Origin of the sequence: Paeniglutamicibacter cryotolerans (assembly GCF_014190875.1) — a bacterium.
Taxonomy (GTDB): domain Bacteria; phylum Actinomycetota; class Actinomycetes; order Actinomycetales; family Micrococcaceae; genus Paeniglutamicibacter; species Paeniglutamicibacter cryotolerans.
In genome coordinates this window covers 900,027-925,283 of the sequence record NZ_JACHVS010000001.1, presented here as the reverse complement: position 1 = coordinate 925,283, position 25,257 = coordinate 900,027, and the positions used below count along the sequence as shown (strand labels likewise).

24 protein-coding genes and 1 pseudogene are annotated in these 25,257 nt (G+C 65.1%); 8 read left to right on the top strand and 17 right to left on the bottom strand.

Features of this window, described 5'->3' with window-relative positions; all coding sequences use genetic code 11:
• Positions 1 to 22 precede the first annotated feature (22 nt).
• Complete coding sequence (locus tag E9229_RS04440) at positions 23 to 1,396, top strand: NAD(P)/FAD-dependent oxidoreductase (protein ID WP_183510056.1); 1,374 nt, start codon at positions 23 to 25, stop codon at positions 1,394 to 1,396.
• A 1,200-nt stretch (positions 1,397 to 2,596) separates the two neighbouring features.
• On the opposite strand, the gene E9229_RS04435 is transcribed toward E9229_RS04440, so the two are convergent.
• Positions 2,597 to 4,231, bottom strand: coding sequence for an amidohydrolase (locus E9229_RS04435; protein WP_183510055.1), 1,635 nt, complete (start codon positions 4,229 to 4,231; stop codon positions 2,597 to 2,599).
• Positions 4,232 to 4,360: 129 nt separating this feature from the next.
• Here E9229_RS04435 and E9229_RS04430 point away from each other — a divergent pair, with 129 nt between their 5' ends.
• On the top strand, positions 4,361 to 5,059 hold the full coding sequence (locus E9229_RS04430) for a hypothetical protein (RefSeq protein ID WP_183510053.1): 699 nt from the start codon (positions 4,361 to 4,363) through the stop codon (positions 5,057 to 5,059).
• Between the two features lie 494 nt (positions 5,060 to 5,553).
• Here the strand turns inward: E9229_RS04430 and E9229_RS04425 are convergent, their stop codons facing one another.
• The 7 genes from E9229_RS04425 to E9229_RS04395 form a co-directional block, all read right to left on the bottom strand.
• A complete protein-coding gene (locus E9229_RS04425; RefSeq protein WP_183510052.1) occupies positions 5,554 to 6,510 on the bottom strand; it encodes a PDR/VanB family oxidoreductase in 957 nt (318 codons plus the stop codon).
• 68 nt (positions 6,511 to 6,578) lie between these two features.
• Positions 6,579 to 7,361, bottom strand: coding sequence for an SDR family NAD(P)-dependent oxidoreductase (locus E9229_RS04420; RefSeq protein ID WP_183510051.1), 783 nt, complete (start codon positions 7,359 to 7,361; stop codon positions 6,579 to 6,581).
• Between the two features lie 10 nt (positions 7,362 to 7,371).
• The gene (locus E9229_RS04415; protein WP_221184370.1) at positions 7,372 to 7,905 is read right to left on the bottom strand and encodes an aromatic-ring-hydroxylating dioxygenase subunit beta; all 534 of its coding nucleotides are present in this window, start codon (positions 7,903 to 7,905) and stop codon (positions 7,372 to 7,374) included.
• Positions 7,898 to 9,175 carry an aromatic ring-hydroxylating oxygenase subunit alpha gene (locus tag E9229_RS04410; protein WP_183510050.1) on the bottom strand — a complete coding sequence of 426 codons (1,278 nt, stop codon included), beginning with the start codon at positions 9,173 to 9,175 and terminating at the stop codon, positions 7,898 to 7,900. The genes E9229_RS04415 and E9229_RS04410 overlap by 8 nt, the downstream gene beginning before the upstream one ends.
• Positions 9,175 to 9,708: a nuclear transport factor 2 family protein gene (locus E9229_RS04405; RefSeq protein WP_183510049.1), complete on the bottom strand. Its 534-nt coding sequence runs from the start codon at positions 9,706 to 9,708 to the stop codon at positions 9,175 to 9,177. The genes E9229_RS04410 and E9229_RS04405 overlap by 1 nt, the downstream gene beginning before the upstream one ends.
• A gap of 2 nt (positions 9,709 to 9,710) precedes the next feature.
• A complete protein-coding gene (locus E9229_RS04400; RefSeq protein ID WP_183510048.1) occupies positions 9,711 to 10,097 on the bottom strand; it encodes a hypothetical protein in 387 nt (128 codons plus the stop codon).
• Between the two features lie 49 nt (positions 10,098 to 10,146).
• Complete coding sequence (locus tag E9229_RS04395; RefSeq protein WP_221184369.1) at positions 10,147 to 11,376, bottom strand: acyl-CoA dehydrogenase family protein; 1,230 nt, start codon at positions 11,374 to 11,376, stop codon at positions 10,147 to 10,149.
• A 108-nt stretch (positions 11,377 to 11,484) separates the two neighbouring features.
• On the opposite strand from E9229_RS04395, the gene E9229_RS04390 reads away from it, so the two are divergent.
• Positions 11,485 to 12,969 (top strand): PAS domain-containing sensor histidine kinase, encoded by a 1,485-nt coding sequence (locus E9229_RS04390; RefSeq protein WP_221184368.1) that lies wholly within the window; start codon positions 11,485 to 11,487, stop codon positions 12,967 to 12,969.
• Positions 12,970 to 13,395: 426 nt separating this feature from the next.
• Positions 13,396 to 13,782, top strand: a complete 387-nt coding sequence (locus E9229_RS04385; RefSeq protein ID WP_183510047.1) for a hypothetical protein — start codon at positions 13,396 to 13,398, stop codon at positions 13,780 to 13,782.
• Positions 13,783 to 13,867: 85 nt separating this feature from the next.
• Here the strand turns inward: E9229_RS04385 and E9229_RS04380 are convergent, their stop codons facing one another.
• The 4 genes from E9229_RS04380 to E9229_RS04365 all read right to left on the bottom strand — a co-directional run bounded on the left by E9229_RS04380 (position 13,868) and on the right by E9229_RS04365 (position 17,575).
• Positions 13,868 to 14,545: a DUF805 domain-containing protein gene (locus E9229_RS04380; RefSeq protein ID WP_183510046.1), complete on the bottom strand. Its 678-nt coding sequence runs from the start codon at positions 14,543 to 14,545 to the stop codon at positions 13,868 to 13,870.
• Positions 14,546 to 14,631: 86 nt separating this feature from the next.
• On the bottom strand, positions 14,632 to 15,276 hold the full coding sequence (locus E9229_RS04375) for a LutC/YkgG family protein (protein ID WP_183510045.1): 645 nt from the start codon (positions 15,274 to 15,276) through the stop codon (positions 14,632 to 14,634).
• Positions 15,273 to 16,784: a LutB/LldF family L-lactate oxidation iron-sulfur protein gene (locus E9229_RS04370; protein ID WP_183510044.1), complete on the bottom strand. Its 1,512-nt coding sequence runs from the start codon at positions 16,782 to 16,784 to the stop codon at positions 15,273 to 15,275. The genes E9229_RS04375 and E9229_RS04370 overlap by 4 nt, the downstream gene beginning before the upstream one ends.
• Positions 16,781 to 17,575, bottom strand: a complete 795-nt coding sequence (locus E9229_RS04365; RefSeq protein ID WP_183510043.1) for a (Fe-S)-binding protein — start codon at positions 17,573 to 17,575, stop codon at positions 16,781 to 16,783. Before E9229_RS04365 ends, E9229_RS04370 begins: the two co-directional genes overlap by 4 nt.
• 106 nt (positions 17,576 to 17,681) lie before the next feature.
• Here E9229_RS04365 and E9229_RS04360 point away from each other — a divergent pair, with 106 nt between their 5' ends.
• Positions 17,682 to 18,416 carry a FadR/GntR family transcriptional regulator gene (locus tag E9229_RS04360; RefSeq protein WP_312855598.1) on the top strand — a complete coding sequence of 245 codons (735 nt, stop codon included), beginning with the start codon at positions 17,682 to 17,684 and terminating at the stop codon, positions 18,414 to 18,416.
• A 123-nt stretch (positions 18,417 to 18,539) separates the two neighbouring features.
• Here E9229_RS04360 and E9229_RS04355 read toward each other — a convergent pair whose 3' ends face one another.
• From E9229_RS04355 to E9229_RS04335, 5 genes and pseudogenes are all read right to left on the bottom strand, one after another.
• Positions 18,540 to 19,049, bottom strand: coding sequence for a gluconokinase (locus E9229_RS04355; protein ID WP_312855597.1), 510 nt, complete (start codon positions 19,047 to 19,049; stop codon positions 18,540 to 18,542).
• Positions 19,046 to 19,213 (bottom strand): annotated as a pseudogene (locus E9229_RS04350) (bifunctional D-altronate/D-mannonate dehydratase); the annotation flags it as partial. The pseudogene E9229_RS04350 and the gene E9229_RS04355, both read right to left, overlap by 4 nt.
• 94 nt (positions 19,214 to 19,307) lie before the next feature.
• Positions 19,308 to 19,697 carry a DUF1304 domain-containing protein gene (locus E9229_RS04345; RefSeq protein WP_183510041.1) on the bottom strand — a complete coding sequence of 130 codons (390 nt, stop codon included), beginning with the start codon at positions 19,695 to 19,697 and terminating at the stop codon, positions 19,308 to 19,310.
• Between the two features lie 92 nt (positions 19,698 to 19,789).
• A complete protein-coding gene (locus E9229_RS04340) occupies positions 19,790 to 21,004 on the bottom strand; it encodes a CynX/NimT family MFS transporter (protein WP_183510040.1) in 1,215 nt (404 codons plus the stop codon).
• A gap of 640 nt (positions 21,005 to 21,644) precedes the next feature.
• Positions 21,645 to 22,361, bottom strand: coding sequence for an NADPH-dependent F420 reductase (locus E9229_RS04335; protein ID WP_312855698.1), 717 nt, complete (start codon positions 22,359 to 22,361; stop codon positions 21,645 to 21,647).
• Positions 22,362 to 22,417: 56 nt separating this feature from the next.
• On the opposite strand from E9229_RS04335, the gene E9229_RS19265 reads away from it, so the two are divergent.
• The 3 genes from E9229_RS19265 (at position 22,418) to E9229_RS04320 (ending at position 24,968) form a co-directional block, all read left to right on the top strand.
• Complete coding sequence (locus E9229_RS19265) at positions 22,418 to 22,933, top strand: MarR family winged helix-turn-helix transcriptional regulator (RefSeq protein WP_312855596.1); 516 nt, start codon at positions 22,418 to 22,420, stop codon at positions 22,931 to 22,933.
• 83 nt (positions 22,934 to 23,016) lie between these two features.
• The gene (locus tag E9229_RS04325; protein WP_183510039.1) at positions 23,017 to 24,294 is read left to right on the top strand and encodes an MFS transporter; all 1,278 of its coding nucleotides are present in this window, start codon (positions 23,017 to 23,019) and stop codon (positions 24,292 to 24,294) included.
• Positions 24,291 to 24,968 carry a FadR/GntR family transcriptional regulator gene (locus E9229_RS04320; RefSeq protein WP_183510038.1) on the top strand — a complete coding sequence of 226 codons (678 nt, stop codon included), beginning with the start codon at positions 24,291 to 24,293 and terminating at the stop codon, positions 24,966 to 24,968. The genes E9229_RS04325 and E9229_RS04320 overlap by 4 nt, the downstream gene beginning before the upstream one ends.
• Positions 24,969 to 25,257: the final 289 nt, after the last annotated feature.

Below are 25,257 nucleotides of genomic sequence, written 5' to 3'. Positions count from 1 at the left end.
AAACGAAAGAGATACCCCCACCATGACTGTTAACGGCAACGTTTCCTTTTGGTTCGCCGCCGATGGCCTCCCGGGTCAGCGCACGCCCCTGACCGGGGACACCATCGCCGACGTGGTGATCGTCGGTGCCGGCTACACCGGGTTGTGGACCGCGTACTACCTGAAGAAGGCCGACCCGTCGCTGGATATTGTGGTGCTCGAATCCAGGTTTGCCGGCTTCGGCGCCTCCGGGCGCAACGGCGGGTGGCTGACCAATTCGATCACCGGTGGCCGGGATCAGTACGTTGCATCCCACGGACGGTCTACGGTGGGCCGTTTCCAGGAGCTGCTGAACGAAACGGTTGACGAGGTCATTAGCGTATCCGGCGCTGAAGGCATCGACGCCGGATACATCAAGGGCGGGGAGCTGAACGTGGCCCGCAACCAGGCCCAGCTGCTGCGCCTGCAGGCCCTGGCCGACGATGAGGCGCAGTGGCCCGAGGCCGGAGCCCGGTTGTTGGATGCCGGGCAGACCAGGGAACGGGTGGACATCGCCGGGGCGCTGGGCTCCATCCACCACCCCCATGCGGCCCGGATCCACCCCGTGAAGCTGGTCCGCGGTCTGGCCGATGCCTGCTTGAGGCTGGGCGTGAGGATCTACGAGGGGACCACCGTCACCGAGGTCTTGCCGCGCAAGGCCATCACCACGTACGGAACCGTTCAAGCCACCTATATCCTGCGCGCCACCGAGGGGTTCACCGCGAACCTGAAGGGCGCTCACCGCGAATGGCTGCCCATGAACTCCTCCATGATCGCCACCGAACCGCTGCCGGATTCGGTATGGGATGCCATTGGCTGGAACGGACGCGATGTCGTGGGCGACATGGCCCACGCCTATATGTATGCCCAACGCACCGCCGATAACCGCATCGCCTTGGGCGGGCGCGGGGTGCCGTACCGCTACGGATCCAAGACGGACACCGACGGGGCAACCCAGCGCGGCACCATCAAGCTACTCACAGATATCCTCCATGTCATGTTTCCAGCCACCCGCGATGCCGCGATCGACCACGCCTGGGCCGGCGTGCTGGGAGTCCCCCGGGATTGGAAGGCCACCGTCGGACTGGATAAGGAAACGGGTATCGGGTGGGCCGGAGGCTACGTGGGTACCGGGGTCACCGCCACCAACCTGGCCGGGCGGACCTTGCGGGACCTGATCCTTGACCCCGGCAGTGAGCTGGCCTCCATGCCGTGGGTGAACCGCAAGGTGCGACGCTGGGAAGTTGAGCCCGCCCGCTGGGTTGCGGTCCAGACGTTATACAAGGCTTACGGCATGGCCGACTGGGCAGAAAAGGGCGGCAAATCGTCAACCTCAAAGATCGCTCATCTTGCGGACCGCGTCTCTGGACGAGTCTAGAAACCGCCAACAACACCATGCGAACAGAAGGAAGATAGCGGACCTGAGACCACAGTTGATCCATCTCGAGATCGTCTGTGCAGAGCTATGGACTTCGAAACCTAACTCACGACAAGCACTAACTGCATGCTGGAGGCCTCACCGAGGGCCATGCCTCCGGAGCGGGGTCCGAAAAGCGTCATGGAACGACCTTCCAACACGGCGGCCAAGGACAACTTGGATGTGCGGCATCAGGACGGAAGCCTGGATCCTAGAGGTCACGGGCAGGGGATTCAAAATTGCCGTCCCGTTCGCCATGCCACATTTTTGTGTGCCGTTACGACATGCAGCGGGCCGAAGCCGTCACCGCGAAAGGTTTGCTTGATTTCTCCCTGAGTATCGTGGCCGACTTAAAGTGAACGAAGCACAGCCGGTGCCACTTCCTGCTGCGTGTCGCGGACAGAGCCAGATGCAGGGTGGAGTGGTCGACACCCAGCTGCAGGGCGACGCGGACCTTGGCATCCTCGAAACCCTCGGCCTTGGCGTTCCTTGCTAATGGAGCGCTCGAGCCGGGCGAATGAAGATACGATGTGCACTGCAATTGAAACTCAATGAATGGGTCCGCGGTGCCGGTGTGGAAGCAGGTCTTCCCGGTGAGGAATTACAAACTGGCTTCCTTGGCGATCACTTCGGCCAGCGCGGTGCGACCGTCCGCGGAGGGCGCCGGGTTGCTTCTCCTTGAACAGGAGGTCCAGATGTCTCAGATTTTCCCGATGGCAGACGAGGTTCTGGTCGTTTTGCTCTAAACCCGGGCATATCCGACGCGCTGCCCTAGGGGCCGTCATGGCCAGAGGCTTGTGCAGTTCTGCCGCAAAAGTATGAATAGATACCCTAACGCAACGCTTTTCTCGGGATTCGAATGTGTTGTTTTGGGGTGTACCAGTATCTCTGCTGCGAAGCTTAGTCGACTGTATAGGCGGGTGGAATATGTTCCCTACGACCATGTGGTTCAGGCTGTTGCCGGGCGCAATGAGCAGGTCGCATGCCCGAATTTCACTGATGACCTAGGCCTGCTCAAGTCCCAGGGGTCGGTATCCCACGTGTATGCGGACATGGCAAGGATCCGCAAGACGGTGAAGCCGAAGACCCGGACGGCCGCGAACGCCGCGGCGTGCGCCGGACGGGTTATGCTGCGCTCAGGTTCCGATGAACTTGCGCCGCTCATCGGCAGAAGCGGACCTCGCCGGCCAGCCGCGTCTCCGAAACGGCGATCTTTGAGATGGTGGTCGGATCGACGTTCCGCGGGTCCTCTTCCAGCAGGACGAAGTCCGCGAATTTGCCGACCTCGATCGACCCGGTGATGTCCTCCGATCGGCATTGCCAGGCTGCATCGATCGTGACCGCGCGCAGAGCCGCCTCGACCGGGATGCATTCGTCGGGGTTCAGCACCTCACCATTTTCGGCCATCACCCGGGTGACGGCGTCCTCCACGTATCGCAGTGGATCCAGCGGAGTGACGTTCCAGTCGCTGTGCAGTGAAATCCGTAACCCCGCGCGCAGTGCTGATGCGCACGGATCATAGAGGTTCGCGCGTTCTGGCCCCAGCAACCGGTCGCGGAACGCGGTACCCCACCAACGAATGTGGCCTATCAGAAACGACGGCGACAGGCCGAGAGATGCCATGTGCTCGATCTGCTCCGGATGCAGGATGCTGCAGTGCTCGACCCGGTGACGATGATCCGCGCGAGGGTGTGCAGCCAAAGCCTGATCGAACGCGTCGATCGTGACGTCGATTGCTGCGTCGCCATTGGCGTGCACACCAACTTGCCAGCCGTCGATGTGGGCCCTGAGCACGATCTCGGCGAGTTCTTCAGCTGAATAATTGAGGGTGCCGCGCGACGTGGTGCCAAGGTACGGTTCCCGTTGATATCCGGATCCGGCCTGGTTGGATCCGTCTGACCACGCTTTGATTCCGTGCACCCGGAACAAGTCGTCACCGAATCCCGGCGTCAGGCCCAGCCGCGACCATTCGTCGTAGGCGCTGGACACCAGCATCCCTCGGTAGCGCACCGGCGAATCTGTTGCAATGGCTTTCCGCAGCACCTCGAGATCGGTGGCCCCGTCGATCGATCCGATACCGCAGTCGTGCAGCAGCGTCGTGCCCTTGCCTGCCGCATGCCACAGCAGGTCACGGATACGGCCCACCAGTGCGTCGCCGCTGGCCATGGGAAACCCGATGGTGAATGCGGCGGTCGCCGACGATTCCTCGAGCCTGCCCGTCAACTCGCCCCGCTCATCGCGCACATACCGGCCTGCGGGCGGATCCGGCGTATCACGATCGACACCGGCTAGCTCGAAGGCGAGAGAGTTCGCGTAGGCGACGTGTCCGTTGCTTTCCAACACCAGAGCCGGTCGATCGGGGATCAGGCGATCGAGCAGTGTGCGATCCAGTCGTGGATGTCCGATCGTGATGCTCGGATCGAACTGTTGGGCCAGCACCCAGCCCGTCGAGGTCGGCGCGGCACTACGTAAAGCGGTAAACACCGCGTCAGCGGTTGGCGTGGACATGGGGCTCACCTCAACCCAGTCAGCGAGTTGAACCAACGCCGAATGCATGTGCGGATCGATGAACCCGGGAAGAAGCGTCCGTCCGGCCAGATCAATCCGTTCCGTGGCGGGCCCGACAAAGTCGTGGACTTCCAGCGCGGATCCGACCGACACGATGCGCCCACCACGAACTGCAACCGATTCCGCCAAGGGACGGTCCCCATCCATCGTCAACACCGGTCCACCGGTGAATACAAAATCAGCGTTGCGGGGTGCTGACTCGACCTTTGTGAGGCGTGAGGTGGGCATGTCCCAAGCCTATGACGAGACGAGCGGGAAAGCGCCTTCGATCCACAACCCAAGCCGGCTAGGTGTTCCACGGGTGGCCGAACGGAGCCGAATTGGGCTGCGGGCGGCATTGCGCACTAGCCTCGACCCATGACCGACAACAAAGCCAACGCCACCGGCAGGAAGCCGGGTACCGAAGCAGCAACTGCCGGCGAGGGCCGGCGTTTCTCTTCCGGAGATATTGTCCCTGCTGCCTCGGTGGGATTCGTTTTCTTGATTCTGCGTATCTTTGCCGTCTCCGGATATGACTGGAACACCGCGTTCGCGGTGAGTACCACGCTGAGCCTGAGCGACGGACTGGCCCTCGTCTTCGGATCCCTCATGGCCGGTCACTTCCTGGTGCAGATCCTGCTGGTGGGGGTTTTCCCGCTGCTCCTGGCCACGTACCTCTGGTCCGAGGGCGGGCATCGGTCGTCGATATTCTTGGCCACCACCCTGGCTGCAGTCACGCTGCTGGCGTTGACGATCAGCTTCAAAATCTGGTGGCTACCGCCGGCAGCAGCGGCCGTTTTCGTGGTTTTCGTGCTGATTCGCAGGCTTTCCTTGAAGCACTGGCTCCGCCGCATGTTCTCTCTGTCCATGGCCAGCGTGGGGTGGGTGGCCGGGCTGGCCCTGCTGCTCGTCGCCGCGTTCGTCCAGACGCCGTGGGTTCCCCAGGAGCAGATTAGGACAACGACCGGCAACGTCATCGGTTACGTCCTCAGCGTCGATCCTGGATACCTGAACGTGCTGACCGATGGGCATGAATTCGTGATCCTCAACAGCGCCGAGGTGCTCTCCCGCAAATAGTCCAGCATTGCGGAAGGGCCGTCGAACCAGATAAGCATGTCCAGGGTGTGCTCCGTGGCGCAGGTAGGGGTTGTGGGCAAGGCAACCAGCATCGGAATATCCGCCCAAACGTCAAACTGAAAACGCACACGGTATATCTGAGTGCCGGAGGCATGAGGGACTACAACCCTCAAGCCGGGGGCTTGTCGTGCAATCGCGGTCCACTACTACTCAGATCCCGATACGGACGCCAATCCGGTCAAATGGTGGACAGGGAATTCCTACGCTTCTGCCGGGTCGACAGGCCTCGCGGTGTTTGCGTCGCAGGAGGCCTGTCGGCGGTTCGAGAAACCCGGTCACGTGGCGGAAATGTTCTCAATCCTTCGGGAAACCGGCTTCCTGTACACGTCGGTTCCTCCTGCAGATCGGATCCGGCAGCCAAAGCGCCGGTCCAGGCTCTGACGGATTACCTTCATGGGTTTTTGATCGGGGACTTTCGGCCCACAGCTGCATGGCTAGAAGAGCTCCAACAGCAGGCGCTTGCCGCACGTCCGGGACACGCAGGTGGCCATCTGGTCATTTGCCGCCTTCTCCGAGGTGGAGAGGCAGTTATCGCGGTGCTCGGGAACTCCCTCGAGCACGCCCATGACGCAGGTGCCGCAGATTCCCTCCTTGCAGGAAGTATCGACCTCGATGCCGTTTTCCTGGAGCACGTCCACGATCGAGCGGTCGGCCGGGATCTCGAAGACTTCACCGGTATCCAGTTCCACCTCGAACGCCGTGTCGTGGGAGGCATCGATCGCCTCGGCCTCGAAATGCTCGATGTGGAACTGGGCCTCGCCGATCACCGGGGCAAATGCGTCATGGACCTTCTCCATGAAGCCGACCGGGCCACAGGTGTAGACATGGACGCCGGCTCCGGCGTCCTGTGCGAGGGCGGTCATGATGGCGCCCTGCTCGCCGCGCGGAATCCCGAAGTGGAAGCGCACCGATTCGGTGAAGCCGCAGCGCTGCTCGAGTAACTCGGTGAATGCGGCCTCCGCGTGGGAGCGGGCAAAGTAGTGCAGCTCGAAGTCGGTGTTCGAACGGTGCAGATCGTAGGCGATGCTGATCATCGGGGTGATGCCGATGCCGGCCGCCACCAGCACGTGGCGGTCGGCATCGGTTGCCACGTTGAGCAGGTTGCGCGGCTCGCTGACCTCGAGTTCGGTGCCCACGGCCACCTCGCCGTGAAGTGCGGCGGAACCGCCGCGGGACTCGGGTTCGAGCTTCACCGCGACCAGGTAGGAGCCCTCGTCCGGTGCGTTGCACAGCGAGTACTGGCGGGTGACCTCGGTGGGACCGACAATATCGATATGCGCGCCGGCCGGGGCCGGGGCAAAGACCGACCCGTCGGCGCGTTCCAAACGAAACGTCTTGATGCTGCTGGTTTCATCCGAAACCGCTGCCACTTTAACCCGGACCTTTTTCATGTCCGTACTCCTCTAGCTTGGTGGTGCTACGCATGTGTCGGGGCGCCGTGCGCTGATCGCGGTGGCGATCAGCGCATGAACAGCCCCCCGTTGATGTCCCAGCTGGCGCCGTTGACCGAAGCGGCCTCGGGGGATGCCAGCAGGGCGACGGTCGAGGCGATGAATTCCGCGGAGCCGAGACGGCCCACGGGAATGCTCGCCTTGACGGCCTCCAGCTTGTCCGGGGCGACCGTCTCGTGGACCACCGGCAGATCGAGCGGGCCCGGGGACACCGAGTTCACCGTGACACCGCCGGAGGCCAGGTCGCGGGCGAAGACCTTGGTCAAGGTGACCACTCCGCCCTTGGCTGCCGCGTAGTGCGCGCCGGTGGCTGTGCCGCCGTTCTGGCCGGCCAGTGAGCCGATGTTCACGATGCGGCCGTAGCCGTTGGAAGCGAAGTAGCTGCCGAAAACCTGGCAGCCCAGGAAGACGCCGTCGAGGTTGGTGGAAACGATCGCCGAGAAGTCCTCCGGGCTGATGTCCATCAGCGCCTGGACCTGGGAGCGGCCGGCGTTGTTGACCAGCACGTGGGCCGTTCCCCAACGCTCCACCGCGGCTTGGAGCGCCGCTGAGAAGTCGTCCTTGCTGCGGACGTCGAGCACCGTGGCTGCGGCCGTCTTGCCGCTGGGATCCAGCTCGTCGGCCAGGTCCTGGACCGGTCCGATCCGGCTGCCGGTGGCGAGCACCGAATAGCCGGCAGCATGCAGGGTGCGCGCGATGACCGCGCCCAGTCCGCGGGTTGCGCCGGTGACGACGGCGACTTGGCCGTTGTCGATGCGGGGTGCTGCCGTGGTTTCAACTGTTGTCGTCATGGGGTGCCCCTTAGAGGAGGAATCCCGAGGCCGTGACGGCCCCTTCGGAATTGACCAGGCGGACGACCTTCAGATCCAGGCGCGGTTCGCCGTCGACGAAGCTGATCCGGTGTTCCAGGTCTGCGGCCAGCAGCAGGTGCTTTTCGCGCTTGAATCCCACGATGATCTGCGCCGAGCGCAGCGTCACGCACTCGCCGTCGTTCGCCGTGACGGTGAAGCGGGAGATGGTGCGTGCCGTGCGCGCCGAGGCGACGGCAGACATCGAGTAGCCCTCGGTCAGCCGGGTCACGCGCATGCGGCGCATCCGGGCATCGTCGTAGATCATGTTCAGGCCGGACTCGAAGTCATCGGTGTCCGGATCGATCGGGATCACGTACTTCCCGCCCGGGGTCCACAGGGCCTCCCAGGCGACGTAGTTTTTGGCATCGAGCAGCGTGGCCTCGTGCCAGATCAGCGCGATGGCCTTGGAGACCATCGGATCGAGCAGCGCGTCGGACGCGAAGCCGTTTTCCAGGGGTGCCGTCAGGGTGCTTTCGCTAGTCATTGCCCATCATCTTCTTCCACTGCGAGTAGGATTCGCGCATGCCTGATTCGTCGGTCACGTGCGATGTCTTCCAGCCTTCTGTACCCGTCGTTTCGCGGTTCAGGCCGCGGTTGACCATGATCGGCATCTGCGGGTTGCCGTTGGCGCCGCGCTGCACGCGGTCCCATGCCTCGGCATCATCGGGTGTACCGAAACCGAACGGGCCCTGGAAGTGTTCGTGGATGCGCAGGCGTTCGCGGTTGACGCTTTCCGGTCCGCCATCCAGGCCCAGGGCCATGTGCTGGACCTCGGTCTCGTTGACCGAGATCGGGCGCAGCACGCGGAAGAAGGACATCGACATGGCGACGTTCGGGAACAGGTTCAGGTTGAACCCGGCACCGTGCATCGAACGCACGATGCGGCGGACCTGGTCGGCCGGCATCGTCTCGGAGAGTTCATCGATGATGTGGCGGAATCGTTCCTGCAGCTCCTCGGTGCCGTCGTCGGCATCCAGCTCCACGTGCTCGGGGACCATGATGGCGACGCTGTGGCCGTTGCCCAGCGCGTGGGTCACCGCGTTCTCATCGGTCATGAAGGAGAGCATGTCAGCGGTTTCGGCGTCGACCGAGGCCATCCACGAACGGTGAACTATGGGGAAGTGGTAGCCGTCGGTGGTGTTCTCCAGCTGAATCTTCCAGTTGCCGTCGAAGCGGAACTTGTGCTCGCCCTGGACCTTGATGCCGAAGCCTGCGCCCTGCATCATGAAGCGGTCCATCCACAGCTTCGCATCGCCCAGGAAGTCCTCGAGCGGTTCGATGTCCTGGTTGAAGGAGGCGAAGACCATCCCGGCGTAGGACTCGACGCGCAGCTTCTGCAGCGGCATGTCCTTCTTCTCGATCACGCCCTCATAGCCCTCGGGGTACGGGATGCCGCGCAGCTGCCCGTCGAGCGAGTAGGACCAGGAGTGGTACGGGCAGGTGAAGCCGTTGGCCTTGCCCTTGTCCGGCTCGCAGATCGAGGCGCCACGGTGGCGGCAGCGGTTCAGCAGCACGTTCAGCGCGCCCTTGCGGTCGCGGGTGACGATGACCGGCTGGCGGCCGATCATCGCCTTCTTGAAGTTGCCCTTGTCCGGGATCTCCGACTCGTGGGCCACCCAGACCCAGGTCTTGTAGAAGATCTTCTCCAGCTCGGCCTCGAAGATCTCCGGATCGGTGTAAAGCTGCCCGGCGACCCGATCGGTGGCGGCAAGTGCGGAGAAGCCGTCGTGGTTCTCCATGAGGGGGGTACTCATCAGTGACTCCTTAAGGTGGTGGCTAGTGTGGGGGTGGCGAGGTCCGCCGGGGAAAGCGCCACGAGGCGCTGGGTGCGGAAGGCCTTGATCAGGGCCATGGCCCCGCCGAGTTCGAAGTCCACGGTGATCCGGGCAGCCACCACTTCCTGGCGGCCGTCCGCGTACTGCGAGAGCTGCTGCATGATCCAGCTGCCACTCGCCGTGGGGAACGAGATGTTGATGCGTCCCTCGCCCAGCACATGGGCATTGGCGGTGAACGGGCCGCCGGGCAGCAGGTGGTGACCGAGCATTTCGACGATGGCTTCGCGGCCGCTGTAGCGGCCGAACTTCGCATCATATTCGGGTCCGATTCCCTGCCAGGTGGCATCGTGCGTGAACAGCGAGCCGAGCTCGGCGAGGTCGAATTCCGGTTGCGGAACGTCGCACAACTCCAGGTAGCGGGAAATGATCCAGCGGATCGATTCGCCCGCCTCCAGCAGCTGCAGGCGCGTCTCCAACCCGGTGAGGCTCGTGGTGGCCCGGACTCCGACCATGGTTACTTGGCGATTTCGACGTCGTTGCGGATGGTCAGCGCACGGCCCATGCGGGCCTCGATGTGGGCGTAGGTCCATAGCGCGTGGGTCTCATCGACCATGGTGGTGCGGAACAGGTTGCAGACCGCCTTGACGGTTTCCTGCGTGTCGACGTCGGCCATCACGTAGCAGGTCCAAGGCCATCCGGCCGACGGGCCGACCACGTGGGAGTCGTCGTCCATGTTGCCGATGACATCGACGCCGGGCATCGACGCCATGGCCGAGAGCATGCCGGAGAAGGCGACCCAGACCGGGCCGATGTCCTTCTTGGGCAGGTTGAAGAAGTTCTGGTTGATGCCGATGCAGAACAGGGTGCGCAACGGCTCGGGGCGGGCATCGCTCGCTGTCATGGTTATTCCTTCGCTGGGATCTTGCGGTGGATGAGGTGGGGGGCGCGGGTTAGATGAAGCCGGGGATGAGAGGCGGCTGGCCCATCAGGACCGACCCGGTGCCGTCGTACATGCCATCGCCCAGGAACGCATGCTGGGTGACGACGGCCGAGTCGCGCAGGTGGCGCTGCAGCGGATTGCCGTCGTAGATCGCGGCTGTGCCGGAGAGCGAGTAGGCGGTGTTGACTGCCTGCGCGCCGACCTTGGCCACGTGCGTGGAGGCCAGGCGCAGCAACGCCTTCTGCGCATCCGTGGCCCGGCCGGTGGCGACGACAGTCGCATATGTTTCCTCGGTGATCTCGTAGAAGAAGGCACGGGCCGAACGCAGCAGGGCCTCGGCCTTGGCCAGTTCGATGCGGTAGTAGGCGCGGTCAGCAAGCTTCGGCGCGCCGGTGATGCCGGTCCGTCCGGCGCCGATCTGCGTCGCGTAGTCCAGGGCCGCACGGCCTACGCCGAGGTTCACCACGGCCAGGACCTGCGCCGCATAGGCAATGGTGGGGTAGTGGTAGAGCGGCTCGTCGATCATCGGCTCGCCACCGCGAATGAACGTCCAGTCCTGGTCCACGTCGACGCCGTCCACGATCAAGTCGTGGCTGCCGGTGCCATGCAGGCCGATGACATCCCAGTTGTCCTGGATGGTGACCTGGTCCGGGCGCAGCAGCGCCGTGCGCGGCTTGCCCGCTGCCGACTCGCCACCGGCGATGCCCACGCCGAGCAGGTCGGCGCCCTTGCAGCCGCTGGCGAACTTCCAGGTGCCCTTGACATGGAACGCCCCGTTTCTCAGCTCGGCCTTCTGGACCGGGAAGAGCCCTCCGGCGAAAGCCAGGTCGGGGCCGTCCTTGTACAGTTCGGCCTGCGTGTCCACCGGCAGCGCCGCCAGGTACACCAGGGCCGAGCCGAAGCTGGCAACCCAGCCGCTGGAGGCATCGACGGTGGAGATCAGTTCGATTTTGCGCAGGAACTCTGCCGGTGGCAGCGCGTCGCCGCCGAACTGGCGCGGGGTGGCAGCGCGGTAGATGCCGGCTGCCTTGAAGGCAGCGATGACGTCCTTGGGCACGAAGCGGTTCGTGTTGAACTCCTCGCGCCGCCGATCGACGAGTTCCAGGACCGCGGTCAGCGTGTCCTGCGCTGGGGCTTCGGCAACGGACGTCATGTGGGGCTCCTCGTTGGTCTGTTCCTTGGCCCGGGCGGGAACTGCGGGGGTCAGGCTGGTGTTGTCTGCATCACGGTATTGACCCAATTACTGCCCTTCAATGGGTGTTTATGCGCCGCCGGGCAAAGAAAGGACGATGCCGCCTGAAGTAACTACCTATTGCGGTGGCGCCCGACTGGGATAGAACTAGTAGCCGTGGATACCCAAAAATACGAACCGTCAGAGGCCGACGCGCGGATCCTGCTCACCGGGTTGGAGCAGTGCCTGCTGATGCACGATGCTGCGACGAAGGACATCCTGTGGGCGAACCCGGCGGCGTGCCGGATGTTCGGATTCACGCTCGATGAACTGCGCCCGCTGAAGGCAAACGACATGAGCGGCCTGGCCGAGCCCTACAGCCGGACCATCGGACGGCGCTGGCTCCAGGATGCCGTGGAGCACGGGGCCAGCCGGACGCAGTGGATGTACCGGAACAAGGACGGACAGGACTTCCTCACCGAGGCACTGGCCCGGCACGTGGTGCTCGAGGAGCGCGAGGTGGTGCTCGTCGAATTCCGCGACGTGGAACGCGAGGAACGGCTCAAGAGCGGACTGGAGCGGACCAAGGGCCGGCTGAACGCATTCATCGGGAACATGGGCGAGGCGATCCTGGTCATCGGCGTGGACGGGAGGATCTCCTATGCGAGCAATTCGTTGTTTCCGCAGCTGGGACTCCACCCGCACGAGGTGATCGGGCTGGACTTCGCCGGGTTCTGCCGGGGCGAAGCGGCACAGGCCTTTGCCCGGGCGTCGGCCGAATGCGCGCAGGACGACGGCATGGTCACCTGCCGGCTGGAACTGCATGGTCCCGCGGGGGAGTCGCGTTGGTTCGGGGCCGCCTGCCAGCGCATCGACCTGAAGCACGACCTGGCCGGCACGCTGGTTTTCCTGCACGACATCACCGAGCGGGTGCGCGAGGACCGGGAACGCGAGCGCGACCAGGAGCACCTGAACTATCTGGCCCGGTACAACGTCATGGGCGACATGGCGATGGCGCTTTCGCACGAGCTGGGCCAGCCGCTGGGCGCAGCCACCAACTTCCTGGACGGAGTCCAACGCCGCCACCAGGCGGGCACGATGAGCGTCGCCGAGCTGGAGTTCGGGCTTCAGAACGCGCAACGGCAGGTCGAGCGGGCCAACCAGATCCTGCGCAGCCTGCGTGGCTTCGTGGGCACGCTGGAGACCTCTGAACAACATGTCGACCTGAACGCCGTGGCGCAAGACTGCCGGTACTTCATCGAACTGGTTGCCTCGCGGCACTCCACGACGCTGGAGGTCGCCCTGGATCCGGGGGAGCTGCCGGTGCTCTGCGAGAAGGTGCTGATCGGCCAGGTGGTGCTGAACCTGTGCCGCAACGCGATCGAGGAGATGTCCGGCTTCCCGCAGGAGCAGCGCATGGTGCGGCTCGAAACGGCGCGGGAGGGCGGCTTCGCCGTCTTCCGGGTCATCGACCACGGATCAGGGCTCTCCGGCTTCCCCGACGGGCGGATCTTCGACGGCGCGTTCACCACGAAGGCCGATGGCAGCGGGCTCGGGCTGGCGTTGAGCCACCGGATCGTCACCCGGCACCACGGCACCATCACCGCGGAGGAAAACCCCGGCGGCGGCTCGACGTTCTCCTTCGCGCTGCCGCTGACCTGATCCGGGAAACGGCGGCGGGCTTCCCCTGAAGGTCGCTAACCCGGGCCCGCTTCACCGGCCCGCACACCGTGGTGCTCTCCGCGCCCGCCGATGCCCGGGCGAAGGCCAGCCCCTCCGCCCGGGTCAGCTATGCGGCCAACGGGTTGAACATGCCATCGAGACCGGCATGATGCTTCTGGCGCTGGCGGCGGAGCCCGGCCACACCGGGCCTGGACCTGTAAAACGCGGAGATCGCCACCACGGAGCGCGGGGCCGCTGGGTACCTGCGTGGCGGCACCGCCTCCCTGTCGCCGCGGAGGATCGGCGGGGACCCGCACGATGCGCTCGCCATCCACCGGTCACCGACGGCGGCGTGAACGAGGTGCTCGGAACGCTCAGATGACGGGCGGGGCCCGGCGGAGGTCCGTACGGACATAGGATTCAACCATGAACGACATCCTCACTGCCCTCGGCCCCGGGCTTGGCGTCATCGGGTGGGTTGGGCTGTTGGCAGCCGCTTTCTTCTTCGTGATGGTGTCCTACGAACGCCGCCAGCATGCGTTGTGGCGCTCGGCCTCCTATGAGCCGGTGGTGCTCGAGGGGCAGCCTTGCCTCCTCTGGACCGGGCACGACGGGGTGCTCAACTGCCAGCCGAGCGAGGATCCCCACGGTGTCCCGGACTCCGGCGTCGTGTACTACAAGCCGGGCAACCGCGGGCAGTGGCAACTGGATGAACCAGAGTCCCACGTGCTGTTGTTCACGGTCTTGGCTTGGTCGTCGGCCGCCTTCGGGGTCCTTTGCAATGTGCTGCGGCAGCTCGCCGTCGCCCTGTAACGTCCTGCCCGTGGCCAGCGCGGTTAACGGCCATGGCCGGCCCCTCCCATGCGGGAGGAGCCGGCCATGGTTCGGAATCTAGCGGTTAGGCGCCCGGCTTGTGGGGATCCTGGCCGGGGGTTCCGTAGGGGTTCGGCGGCGGCGGGGTCTGGCCCGGGGTTCCATACGGGTTGGCGGCCGGCGGGTTCGAGGCGCCCGGGTAGTGGCCCGGGGTGCCATACGGGGTCGGCGCACCCGGGTACTGCGAGCCCGGGTATTGGCCCGGCTGCATCGGGTAGACGCCGGGCTGGCCCGGGAACTGGCCGTTGAAGTCAGCGTCGAAGCGCGCACCTTCGGGCTTGGGCTCGAGCAGCGTGAACACCAGTACGATGATGCCGCCGACGGAGGTGAGGGTCAGCAGGTAGAACCAGCCGCTGAAGTTGGCGTCGTGGAGCCGGCGTACCGTCACGGCGATGCCTGGAACGATGATCGCCAGGGCGAAGATGATGAGCAGAATCAGGCCCGGAATGATGCCCGTCCCGGGTTCGCTGACGTCCGGGCCCGAGGTGGCCACGGCTCCTGCGATGATGACGATAGTCAGGACGATGGCCACCAGCGTGGTGAAGAGCTGCACCCACCAGAATTCGCTGCGGCTGGCCCGGCCGGAGAAGGTGCCGTACTTCTTGAAGAAGCGGGAAACAGCTTGGCCGAAGCTGGCTCCGTAGAGTGGCTTGTCCAGGGGGACGGCGGCGGACGGCTGCGCCGCGTAGGGGTCAATGCTCATGATACGGGGTTCCTCCATTGGATTGTCTGAGGTAAACGCTAACCGATGAATGTCTCCCGTCCTAAGCGGAACCGCAGGCGACCAGCCTATTTGTCGGTGATGATGATGACATCGAGCCGGCGCGGACCGTGGACCCCCTCCACCCGCTCCAGTTCGATGTCGCTGGTGGCGCTCGGCCCCGAAATCCAGGTCATCGCCCGGGTTCCATCCAACCGGGCCACAGCCTCGGGCAGGATGTGCACGATGCTCGAGGCGGGGACCAGGCACACGTGGTGGTCCGGGACCAGACTGATCACCCGGCGCCCCTGGGCCGGGGATCCGTCGAGCATGATCGTGCCCGACTCGGCCACCGACACGGCGCTGGCGGTGATGACCGCCGAGGCCCGGTCCAGCTCGGCAACCGACAGTGGGCACGACACGTCATCGCGCAGCCGGCGCGGTGCACCGTCTGCCTCCAGTGCTGGGTGCGCGAACCAGTCATCGGGCAGCCCGGAGGGCACCACGTAGCTCTCGGCCCCGGCCAGCAGCCCGGCCAGGATACCCGGGACCCCTGCCGAGGCAACGACATCGACGTGGGCCTTGTAGTCAGCCAACCGGTCGGTGAGCAGCTCGATCAGCCGTGCTGTTGAGGTATCTGAGGCCCGGAGGTAGCCCCGGGGGACAGGTCGCGCCACGGGGGAATCGGCCAGCGCCCCGGTGATCCGGGCCAGGATTTCCTCCCGGGCGCTCATGCTTCCCCTCCCTGCTGGGTGATCGGTGCCTCGGGCACGTGTTCCTTCGCCCACCAGTCACGGAAGGAGGCAGGCGGCGGTGCGGGAATGTCCCGGCTGTCCGTCCACCGGGCAGCGAGCCCGGGCAGGTGCTTGATCTTCTTGCTGCGCCCCGCCGCCAACCGGCCCAGCGGCAGGCCCTTTTCCAGCAGCCCCAGGTGCGTTCCGGAGGAGAAGGCCCACTGCGCTCCCTTCATCAGCAGGTCCATCTGCGAGGGCGGCTTCATCCTTCCCCTGCGCGAGTCGACGTCCTTTCCGCGCAGGTGGACCAGGATCTCCGGGATGTTGATCTTCACGGGGCAGGCGTCGAAGCAGGCCCCGCACAGCGATGAGGCATAGGGCAGCGAGTTGTTCTCTTCCGCTTCGATCCCGGTCATCAGCGGAGAGAGGATCGCCCCGATCGGCCCCGGGTAGGTGGAGCCGTAGGCGTGTCCACCGGTGCGCTCATACACCGGGCAAACGTTCATGCAGGCCGAACAGCGGATGCAATGCAGCGCCGAGCGACCCATCTCATCGGCCAGTGCCGCGCTGCGTCCGTTATCGAGGAGCACCAGGTGCACGTCTTGCGGTCCGTCGCCGGCGGTGACGCCGGTCCACAGCGAGGTGTACGGGTTCATGCGCTCGCCGGTGGAGGAGCGCGGCAGCAACGCCATGAACACCTCGAGGTCGGCGAAGGTCGGCAGCAGTTTTTCGATGCCCATCACGGTGATCAGTGTTTCGGGCAGGGTCAGGCACATGCGTCCGTTGCCCTCGGATTCGACGACCGCCAGCGTGCCGGAGTCGGCGATGCCGAAGTTGGCACCCGAAATGGCGACCCTGGCCGTGAGGAACTTGCTGCGCAGATAGGACCGGGCGGCGCCGGCCAGCATGGCCGGGTCGTTGGTCAGATCCGGGTCCACTCCGGGCATCTCGGCCAGGAAGATGTCCCGGACCTGCGTGCGGTTCTTGTGGATTGCCGGGACCAGGATGTGGCTGGGCTTGTCGTGGCCGAGCTGGACGATGAGCTCGGCCAGGTCGGTCTCAAAGGCGGCGATGCCCTCGGTTTCGAGGTGCTCGTTGAGCCCGATCTCCTGGGTGGCCATGGACTTGACCTTCACCACCTCCTGCGCGCCGGTGGCGCGGACCAGCTCGGTGATGATCGCATTCGCCTCGGCTGCGTCGCGGGCCCAATGGACTTTCCCGCCGCGTGCGGTGAAATTCGCCTCGAACCGCTCCAGCAGTGCCGGGAGGTCGGCCATGACCGATTCCTTGATGGCCGAGCCCGCGTCGCGCAGTTCCTCCCAGTCGGGCAGCTCGGCGACGACCTTCAGCCGCTTGTCCCGGATCGTGTGGGTGGCATGGCGCAGGTTCGAGCGCAGCTGCTGGTTGCCCAGTTCGCGCGCCGCGGCCCGGGGGAAGGGCTCGGTGAGGTTGAGGTTGCCGCTTCCGAAGGCAGGCAGGGGAGGCATGCCGATGAAGACCTTGCTCATGCCCGGGCTCCGCTCCGCAGGGATTCGGGCGCCGGCGCCGGATCCTGCATCGTGCTGGCCAGGATCCTGGCCAGGTGCAGCGTGGTTGCCGGGCTGCCGGAACGCGATAGCCCGCCGCCGATGTGCAGCAGGCATGATGCATCGCCACCGGCGCAGAGCCCGGCGCCGGTGGATTCGATGTTGCGCACCTTGTCGGCGAGCATGGCCGAAGAGACCTCGGCGTTCTTCAGCGCGAATGTGCCGCCGAATCCGCAGCACTGGTCTGCCTCGGGCAGTTCGGTGACCTCGATGCCGCCGACGCTGCGCAGCAGGTCAAGTTGCCGGTCCTCCAGCTTGAGCAGCCGCATGCCGTGGCAGGAGGAGTGGTAGGTGACCTGGTGCGGATAGTGCGATCCGAGCTGGGCCGCGGCGTCGGTGATGCCCAGGACGTCGGTGAGCAGCTGGGAGAGTTCGTAGGTCCTGGCGCCGATGGCCGTTGTTCGTTCCTCGAGCCCGGCATCCCCGTACCGCCGGGCGATCATGGGGTGCTGGTGTTTGACCGAGGCGACACAGGATCCCGAGGGTGCCACTGCCACGTCGTAGTCATCGGCGCCGAAGGCGCGTGCGTGGTTTTCCACCACCGGCTTCGCCTCGTCGAGGTAGCCGGAGTTGATGTGCATCTGCCCGCAGCAGGCCTGGCCGGCGGGGAAGATGATCTCGTGGCCGAGCCGCTCGAGGATCCTGACGGTGGCCTGGGCCGTCTGCGGGTACATCGCGTCGACGATGCACGTGGCGAAAAGTGCGATTCTCATGCGTTGGCTACCTTCCGGACAACCTGGTCCACCTGTGGTCTGACCATACTAGGTCGGAGGTGCCATGCCCGTCCAGATCGGGCGTTCCACATGGGATGATGGGGCGGTGACCAGTGAACCCAGAACCCCTGAACCCGGGGCGCGCGCCTATGAGACGGTGCTTGAGAGCATCGAGGAGCAGCTGCGTTCCGGCATGCTCCAGCTGGGGGACCGGCTTCCCGGGGAGCGGGCACTGGCCGAAACCCACGGTATTTCCCGCGCCTCGGTGCGTGATGCGATCCGCATCCTGGATGTGCTGGGCGTGGTGAAGACGGCCACCGGCTCCGGCCCCGGCTCGGGTGCCGTGGTGGTGTCCAACCCCGCCGCCGGCCTGGCTGCGGCTCTGCGTATGCATGTGGCAACACGGCGCCTGCCGGTGGACGACATCGTCGAATCCCGGGTGCTGCTCGAGACCTGGGCCGCCAGATCGGCCCGATTGGACCAGCACGATGCCGCAGTGCGCGAAAAACTGACCCGGGCAGGCGAGCTGTTGGATGCCATGGAGGACCCGGACCTGGAGCGCGAGGGCTTCCACGCGCTCGATGCCCGGTTCCACGTGCTGCTCAGTTCGCTGGCAGGCAATGCCGTCATCGAGGCAATGATGGAATCCCTGCGCCTGTCGATCAGCGGCTACGTCGGCGAATCGGTGCAGGGGCCCGCGGAATGGACCGCGATGGTCGGGGTGCTGCGCACCCAGCACCGCGGCATTCACGCTGCCCTGTTGGCCGGAGACGGAAACGGAGCCGCCGAACTGTTGCGTGAACACATCCACTGGTTCCACGACGATTCATCCGGTCGCTGACTGGCATCCGGGGACTCTCCGTCCACTGTGGGAGCATGAATCGCACGGAGGGTACCTCGGCCAGCTGCCCACCCGTTGAGCGGTAGGACCCCGGTCCGGGCGCCGGGGGTTTGCCGGGGTGGATCAGTCTGCCTGCAGCAGCGCCGTCACGGCCTCCACCACCAAATCCAGGTCCTGTCCGATGTCCACGGTGATGGCCTCCTCGTCCGGGCCAGGCGGTTCGAGGGTTTCCAGCTGGGTTTGCAGCAGCGAAGCCGGCATGAATTCGTGGTGGCGTTGTGCCATGCGCTCGCCGATCAGTGGGCCGTCCCCTTTCAGGTACACGAAGCGTGTCGTGGGCTCCGCCGCGCGTAGCGCGTCCCGGTAGCTGCGCCGCAGGGCGGAGCAGGCGATCACGACCGGCCGGCCGTTGGCCGTTGCTTCGGCCAGCTCGGCGCCGATGCGTGCGAGCCACGGATACCGGTCAGCGTCGTCCAGCGCACGACCGGCGGCCATCTTCTCCTTGTTGGCCACCGGGTGGAGGGCATCACCGTCAATGAACGCAACTCCCAGTTCCTGTGCCACCCGGGTGCCCACTGTTGTCTTTCCCGAGCCGGAGACGCCCATGACGATGACGGGCCGGCCCCCGCTCACCAATCGTGCACCGTTCCGTCCCGCAGGCGGTTGTAGGGCAGGTACGCCTGTTGGTAGGGGTAGGCCAGGGCCGCTCCCTCATTGAAGATCACGCCGAGACCCGGTTCATCCCCGGGGTACAGGTACCCGTCGGTAAAGGTCATCGACTGGTGGAAGACCTCGTTCGCGGGTAAATGCCCGGTCGGGAGACCAGCCGAGCGCTTCGCGCCTCGTCGAGGGGATGCTAGTAAGGGAGACCAGTGCGGGGCCCCCCGGGAGTCACGCAATGAAGGCAACCAGTCCACTGATGATGGCCAACACCGGGGCGGCGAGCTGGATCAGCGCCGCCCTCATCATCCGGGGATTGGATATCCACAGGACCAGCCCTGCGGCCAGCATCGAACCGGCCGAGGCGAAGATCAGCGTCGCGCCCACGGTGGTGGAACCGGCTGCAACGAAGGTGATGCCCGTACCGGCCATGAGGGCCAGGAAGAGGTTGTAGAACCCTTGGTTGAAGGCGAGCGGTCGTGTTGCCGCTGCCTCCTGATCGGTTTTGACCCCGAACGCCGAGCGCGTGGATGGCCGATCCCAGCGCAACGACTCGAGCACGAAGATGTAGACGTGGACGAGTGCGGCAATGCCAGCGAAAACCAGCGTGAGAACCTGCATGGCAGTGCTCCTAATCCGGGTGGGACGCCTGTCCGGGGCCCATTTCCCCATGTTAGGGGCGATGCGCCGGATCGCAATGCCCTTGACCGGTCTCAACGGGCGAATGCGTTCCGGTTCCTACCGACAAGTGATCCGACGGCAATCTGCGCTGAAGCGGCCAGGGCCAGGAAGGCCAGCGGAAGCGGCCATCCTCCCGCGACGGCAAAAAGGGCCCCGAATAGCGGGGGGCCGGCAGCGGCAAGGAGATAGCCGATGGACTGGGCCATGCCGGACAACGCACCGGCCTGGCGGTGGTTTCCGGTCCGCAGTCCAAATAAAGCCAACGCCACCACCAGCGAGCTGCCGCTGCTCAGACCGGACAGCAAAACCCATAGCAGCATCAGGGGCGGGAAGAACATGACGCCCAGCACCGCCACGACAAGCAATGCCGGAGGGAAGGCCGCCCCGATGCGCTGCTCCTCACCGCGCAGCATGAGCGGAGTCAGCAGACTGGCCACGACTCCAATGAGCTGGAAGAGCATCAGGTCCCAACCCGATGCGACATCGCTGCGCCCGTAGGAGCGTTCCAGGGTTGGCAGCCACGTGACCAGGCTGAAGAAGGTGAGCGACTGCAGCCCCATGTAGATGGTCACCTGCCAGGCCACGGCCGACTTCCAGACGGCCCCGCGCGCCGGTGCTGGGACGGCTGCCAGCTGGCGGGCAACGTCGGAATCCGGGGATTTGCGACGCAACTGGGGCAGCCAGAGCAGCACCGCCGGTATGGCGAGGAGCACATATGCGCCGAGCGCGAGGCGCCAGCCGGCCTGTGAACCGTCGGGCAGCCGAATCATCGACAGCGGCACCGAGAGCCCGGCACCCAGCGATGCCACGCCGCCGATCACCGCCGAGTAGGCTCCGGTCAGCTTGGCGACCTTCTCGGGGAAGTCACGTTTGAGCAGCGCCGGGAGCAGCACATTGCAGACGGCAATGGAGGCGCCGATGATGAAGGTCCCGACCCAGAGATAGGCGACGCTTCCGGGCAATGGCCGCAATAGCGTGCCACAGATCAGCACCAACAGCGCCGCGAACACCGTGCGTTCGACTCCGAAACGCTCGCTCAGCGACTGCGCGAGCGGCGAAACCAGGGCGAAAGCCAGAAGCGGCACGGCAGCCAAAAGGCCTAGTGCGGGTGCGCCGAGCCCCGTTTCGGCGCCGATCTGGTCGAGCAGCGGACCGACGCTTGTCAGCACGGGGCGCAGGTTCGCTGCGACCAGCAGGATCCCGGCGATCATCAGTGCGCCGGAAGACCGCCGTGTCGCAGCTGCCATTTTCAAGCCCATGTTCGCGTTTCCCCTCGTCAAGCATCGAAGGTCACGTTACGCGATCGGTGCTCACATGACGGGTTTTGGTATTTGACTGTGTAAGAGAGCGTGGGTTGCTCCGGAGACTGTGTCCTCAATGAGCCACAAGCAACCGTCAGTGAGGTCGGTGCAGAGAGATCCATGAACGGCAGGCGAACAGTCCCCTGTTCATGGATCACTATTGATAAGGCCAATCATGGCTAGCAAGACTTTTTCCGTTTATATCGGAGAGGTACTCGGCATCGCCTTTGGCGCGGGCCCCCACCTGCTGGGGCATCTGAAGAAACCTGCAGATCGGAGAGCAGCGTTCACTACAGTCAGCGAGATGTTTCCAGCTGGAGTATCCTTTCAAGCGGCCCTGGGATCGGTGAGCTGTCGAGGACTGCCCCCGCAACATGGGGTCCGGAAGTAGCACTACAGGCTTGGCATGGTTCGCGGCCAGGCCGCTGGTGCTTCGGAGTATTGCCGCATTGACTGGTTCGGTCACGAAGTAGCCGGCCGGTAGGCCGCGAAACACCGAAACGGGAGGGGCGGTGTCGTCCGGGGTCGTCACGATCGAACGGATGGCACCGACCCTCCCGCCGTCATTCGGGGTGGACTGGTGCGCCTAAGGACCCTGCAGGACGAGGGCATGGGAGTCGAGCAGCGCGAGCATCTGTTCGCGGGTATGGACTCCATTGAAGATCTCTGTGCCCGATTCGAAGGCCGACCCGGAAGCCAGGTCGCCGGCATCCACTGCGTCATAGCCCATGGCCTCGACCAGTTCCATGACCAGTTCCAGGGTCTGGGCATGGTCGGAGGCGACGGCCAGTGCACGGCGTCCGGGTGTGCCGTCGGGCAACCCGTCCTGTTCCAGTTCGTGGTAGCCGATGTGGTTCAGGGATTTGGCCACCAGCGCGCCGGAAAGGTGCTGGGCGACCATCTCCGAACTCGATGCGGAAGCGTCGAGCTCGGGCATGTCCCCGTCGTTCTCGGCCCAGTAGTTCATGGTGTCCACGACATGTTTCCCGGCCAGGGCTGAGGCGTCCAGGGAAGTGAATTTCCGCAGCGGAACGGACAGGATGACCAGATCGGCCGCATCGATGACTTCGGCCGCCGACAGGGCGGTGGCGCCCGGGGCCATGATCTCGATGATCAGCGCGATCTTCTGCGGGTCGCCTGAAGCGGCGATGTTGACCCTGTAGCCGGCGCGCATCGCCTGGCGGGCGACGGCGGTACCGACCTTGCCCGCACCGAGGATCCCGATGGTCTTCATACTCACGTCCCGATTCCTTCCGGCCGGCCGTTCCCGAGGCGGTTCTCGATTTCTTGAGGCTCTACAGATAATCTTACTCGCAGATCATCTGCTGTAAAGACGATGGATGGTTTAGACTGGGGATTGTGAGCAGCGAATCAACGCGAGACGGTGTTAGCGCCGGTGAGAACTTCGGGTGGACCCTAGGCGTCCTGATCCGCAACTACCAGAACGCCACGGCCGAGGTGACCGGGGAATTCCCCCACGGCCCCCGGGGTTACCAAGTGATGGTTGCGGTGATCGACGGGTCGTTGCCGAACCAGTTGGCGCTAGCAACCCACCTAGGCATCGACCGGACGGTAATGACCTACCTCATCGATGACTTCGTGAAGGCCGGGCTGGTGGAACGGCAATTGAGCCCCGCCGACCGCCGAGCCCGCATCATTGTCGCCACCCGGAAGGGGCGGATCGAGCTCGCCGACCTCGAGCGGCGGGTTCGCGATGTCGAAGCACGAGTGCTGGGCGCGCTGGATCCGGTGGAGCAGGAGGTGTTCCGCGGGCTGTTGCGCCGCGTAGCCTGCGATAGCCCGGAGGTCGACCCTTCGGACCTGGGTGCCTGCGAAGCCGTCGAGCAAATGCCGGGGACGGCTGCGGGCTCCTAGCTGACCCATCTGGGGATGCGCCAGCGGCAGCCACCGCGTCATGGATTCGACGCGGCAAACATTGGACGTCTAATGTTTACGCAATGTCGCAAACAAGTCCGGTCGAGCAGCCGCAAGCCCTTTCCCCCACGAAGCCCGAAAAATCGGAAGCATCCCACCAGGACCAGTCAGCGGCCGAACGCAGGCGCCTGCGCCGGATGAGCATCCTCGGCGTGGTGGCGGTGGTCCTGATCGGGCTGAACCTGCGCGCGGGCATCAGCAGCGCCGCTGCACTCTTCCACGATATGCAGCTCTTTTTGGGGTACGGCCCTTTCGTGGCTGCCTTGCTGCCCTCGATTCCCACGCTTGTCTTTGCCGTGGCCGGTGCCACAACGTCCGGGGTGGTGCGCCGGATGGGGATCGAACGCACGATCCTGCTCGCGCTGGCGCTGCTGACCGCGGGGCTCGCGGTCCGGGGGATTCCCTCGGTGGGCGTGCTCATGCTCGGCACGGTCCTGGCGATGTGCGGCCTGGCGCTGTGCAACGTCACCATGCCGTCCTTCATCCGCCAAAACTATTCGCACAAGACCTCCACCATGACCGGTGTCTATACGATCACCATGTCCATCGGGGCGACGGCGGCATCCTCGCTCAGCGTTCCGTTGGCCCGGCAGCTTGACTCCCCGCTGCTCGGCCTGGCCGCCTGGTCGATTCTCGGGGTCGTGGGCATCCTGGTGTTCCTGCCCATCGTCCTGAGCGCCAAGCGGCAGACCACATCGACGGACCAGGAGCGGGTATCGCCGTGGGCCCTGCTGAAGACCAGTAAAGGGCTGATGATTACCGGGTTCTTCCTGGCCCAGGCGCTGTTCGTCTACGCCATCATCAGCTGGCTCTCGATCATCCTGATTTCCCGGGGAATGACCCCCGAGGCAGCGGGCGTCATGCTCGGGCTCATGCAAATCGTTTCGGTCCCCGCCAGCATCCTGCTGCTGACCCTGGCCAATCGGCCGGGAAGGCTCCGCACGGCCATGAACATCTGTGCCCTGGCTGCCATGGCCGGGGTGCTCTGCCTGTTGTACCTGCCGCTGTCATTGGCGTTCATCGGACCGGTCCTGATAGGAATCCAATTTGCCGTCTTCCCACTGATCCTCGTGGTGATCAGCCGCAGCGGAAAGAACGCGGCCGAGACCACCGCCATGTCGACCATTTCCCAGTCGCTGGGCTACCTCTTCTCCACGATCGGACCGTTCGGCATGGGCCTGCTCTACGCGGCAACCAACGGCTGGACGCTGTCGCTCTGGCTGCTGGCGGGCGTTGCCTTCCTGCAGCTGCTGCTCGGAATCGGGCTGACGCCCAAGTTCCCGGGAAGGAAAACGGCATGAGCCTCGAAAACACTGCCCGCCTTCCCCTGTCCGACGCCGTCACCGGACAATTGCGCAACGCCATAGTGACCGGTGTCTGGGCCCTGCATGAACGCATTCCGGCCGAACCGGTGCTCATGGAACAGCTCGGGGTGTCCCGGGGGACCCTGCGCGAAGCCATCAAGGCGCTGGCCCACTCGGGCCTACTCGAGGTCCGGCGCGGAGACGGAACCTACGTCCGGGCCACCAGTGAGATCCACGGTGCAGTGCAGCGGGCCTACCGCAACCACAGCGACGAGGAGGTCCTCCAGGTCCGCTTCGGCCTGGATACCCAGGCCGCCCGGCTGGCCTGCACAGCTGCAACCGAAAAGCAGGTCGCCTCAATGCGCGGGCTGCTGGCGCAACGTCAGCTGGCCTGGGACGCCGAGGACGCAGAAGCCTGGATCGGTGCCGATTGGGCGTTCCACCTCACCGTCGCCGAGGCCTCGGGAAACTCGCTGCTGCTCGAGCTCTACGGCTCCTTCGGCGACGTCTTCCACGGGCGGGAAATGGCCCAGCGGTTACGTGAGGGTTTCGCCGGGTGTCGCTCAGCGGGGCACGAGGACCTGGTTGACGCCATTGAGGCCGGCGACGCGGAGGCTGCCTGTGACAGCGTTCATTCGAACCTCAGCTACTGCATGGAGTGGATGCCCTGATCATCCACCGCGAAGGAATTCGCCTCGGCAAACAGACTCCCGATGCCCAAGCGGCGCACGAGGCCGCACGGGAAGCCCGAATCGCCATCTTCGACCATGCAGGTAGCTGCGCCCCGAGGCAAGGCCGATGCGCTCTTCGGGCGGGGCTTGGCCGAACGCCTGACATTCTTCGGGCGTGCATGGAACCGCAAACGAACTGCGGTGTCTGGCCCGGCGGATCCGGGATCCGGTCCGCCACGAGGAAGCCGCTGGGGGGCCTCTTCGCAAGGATCCATCGCGCACTGCACGG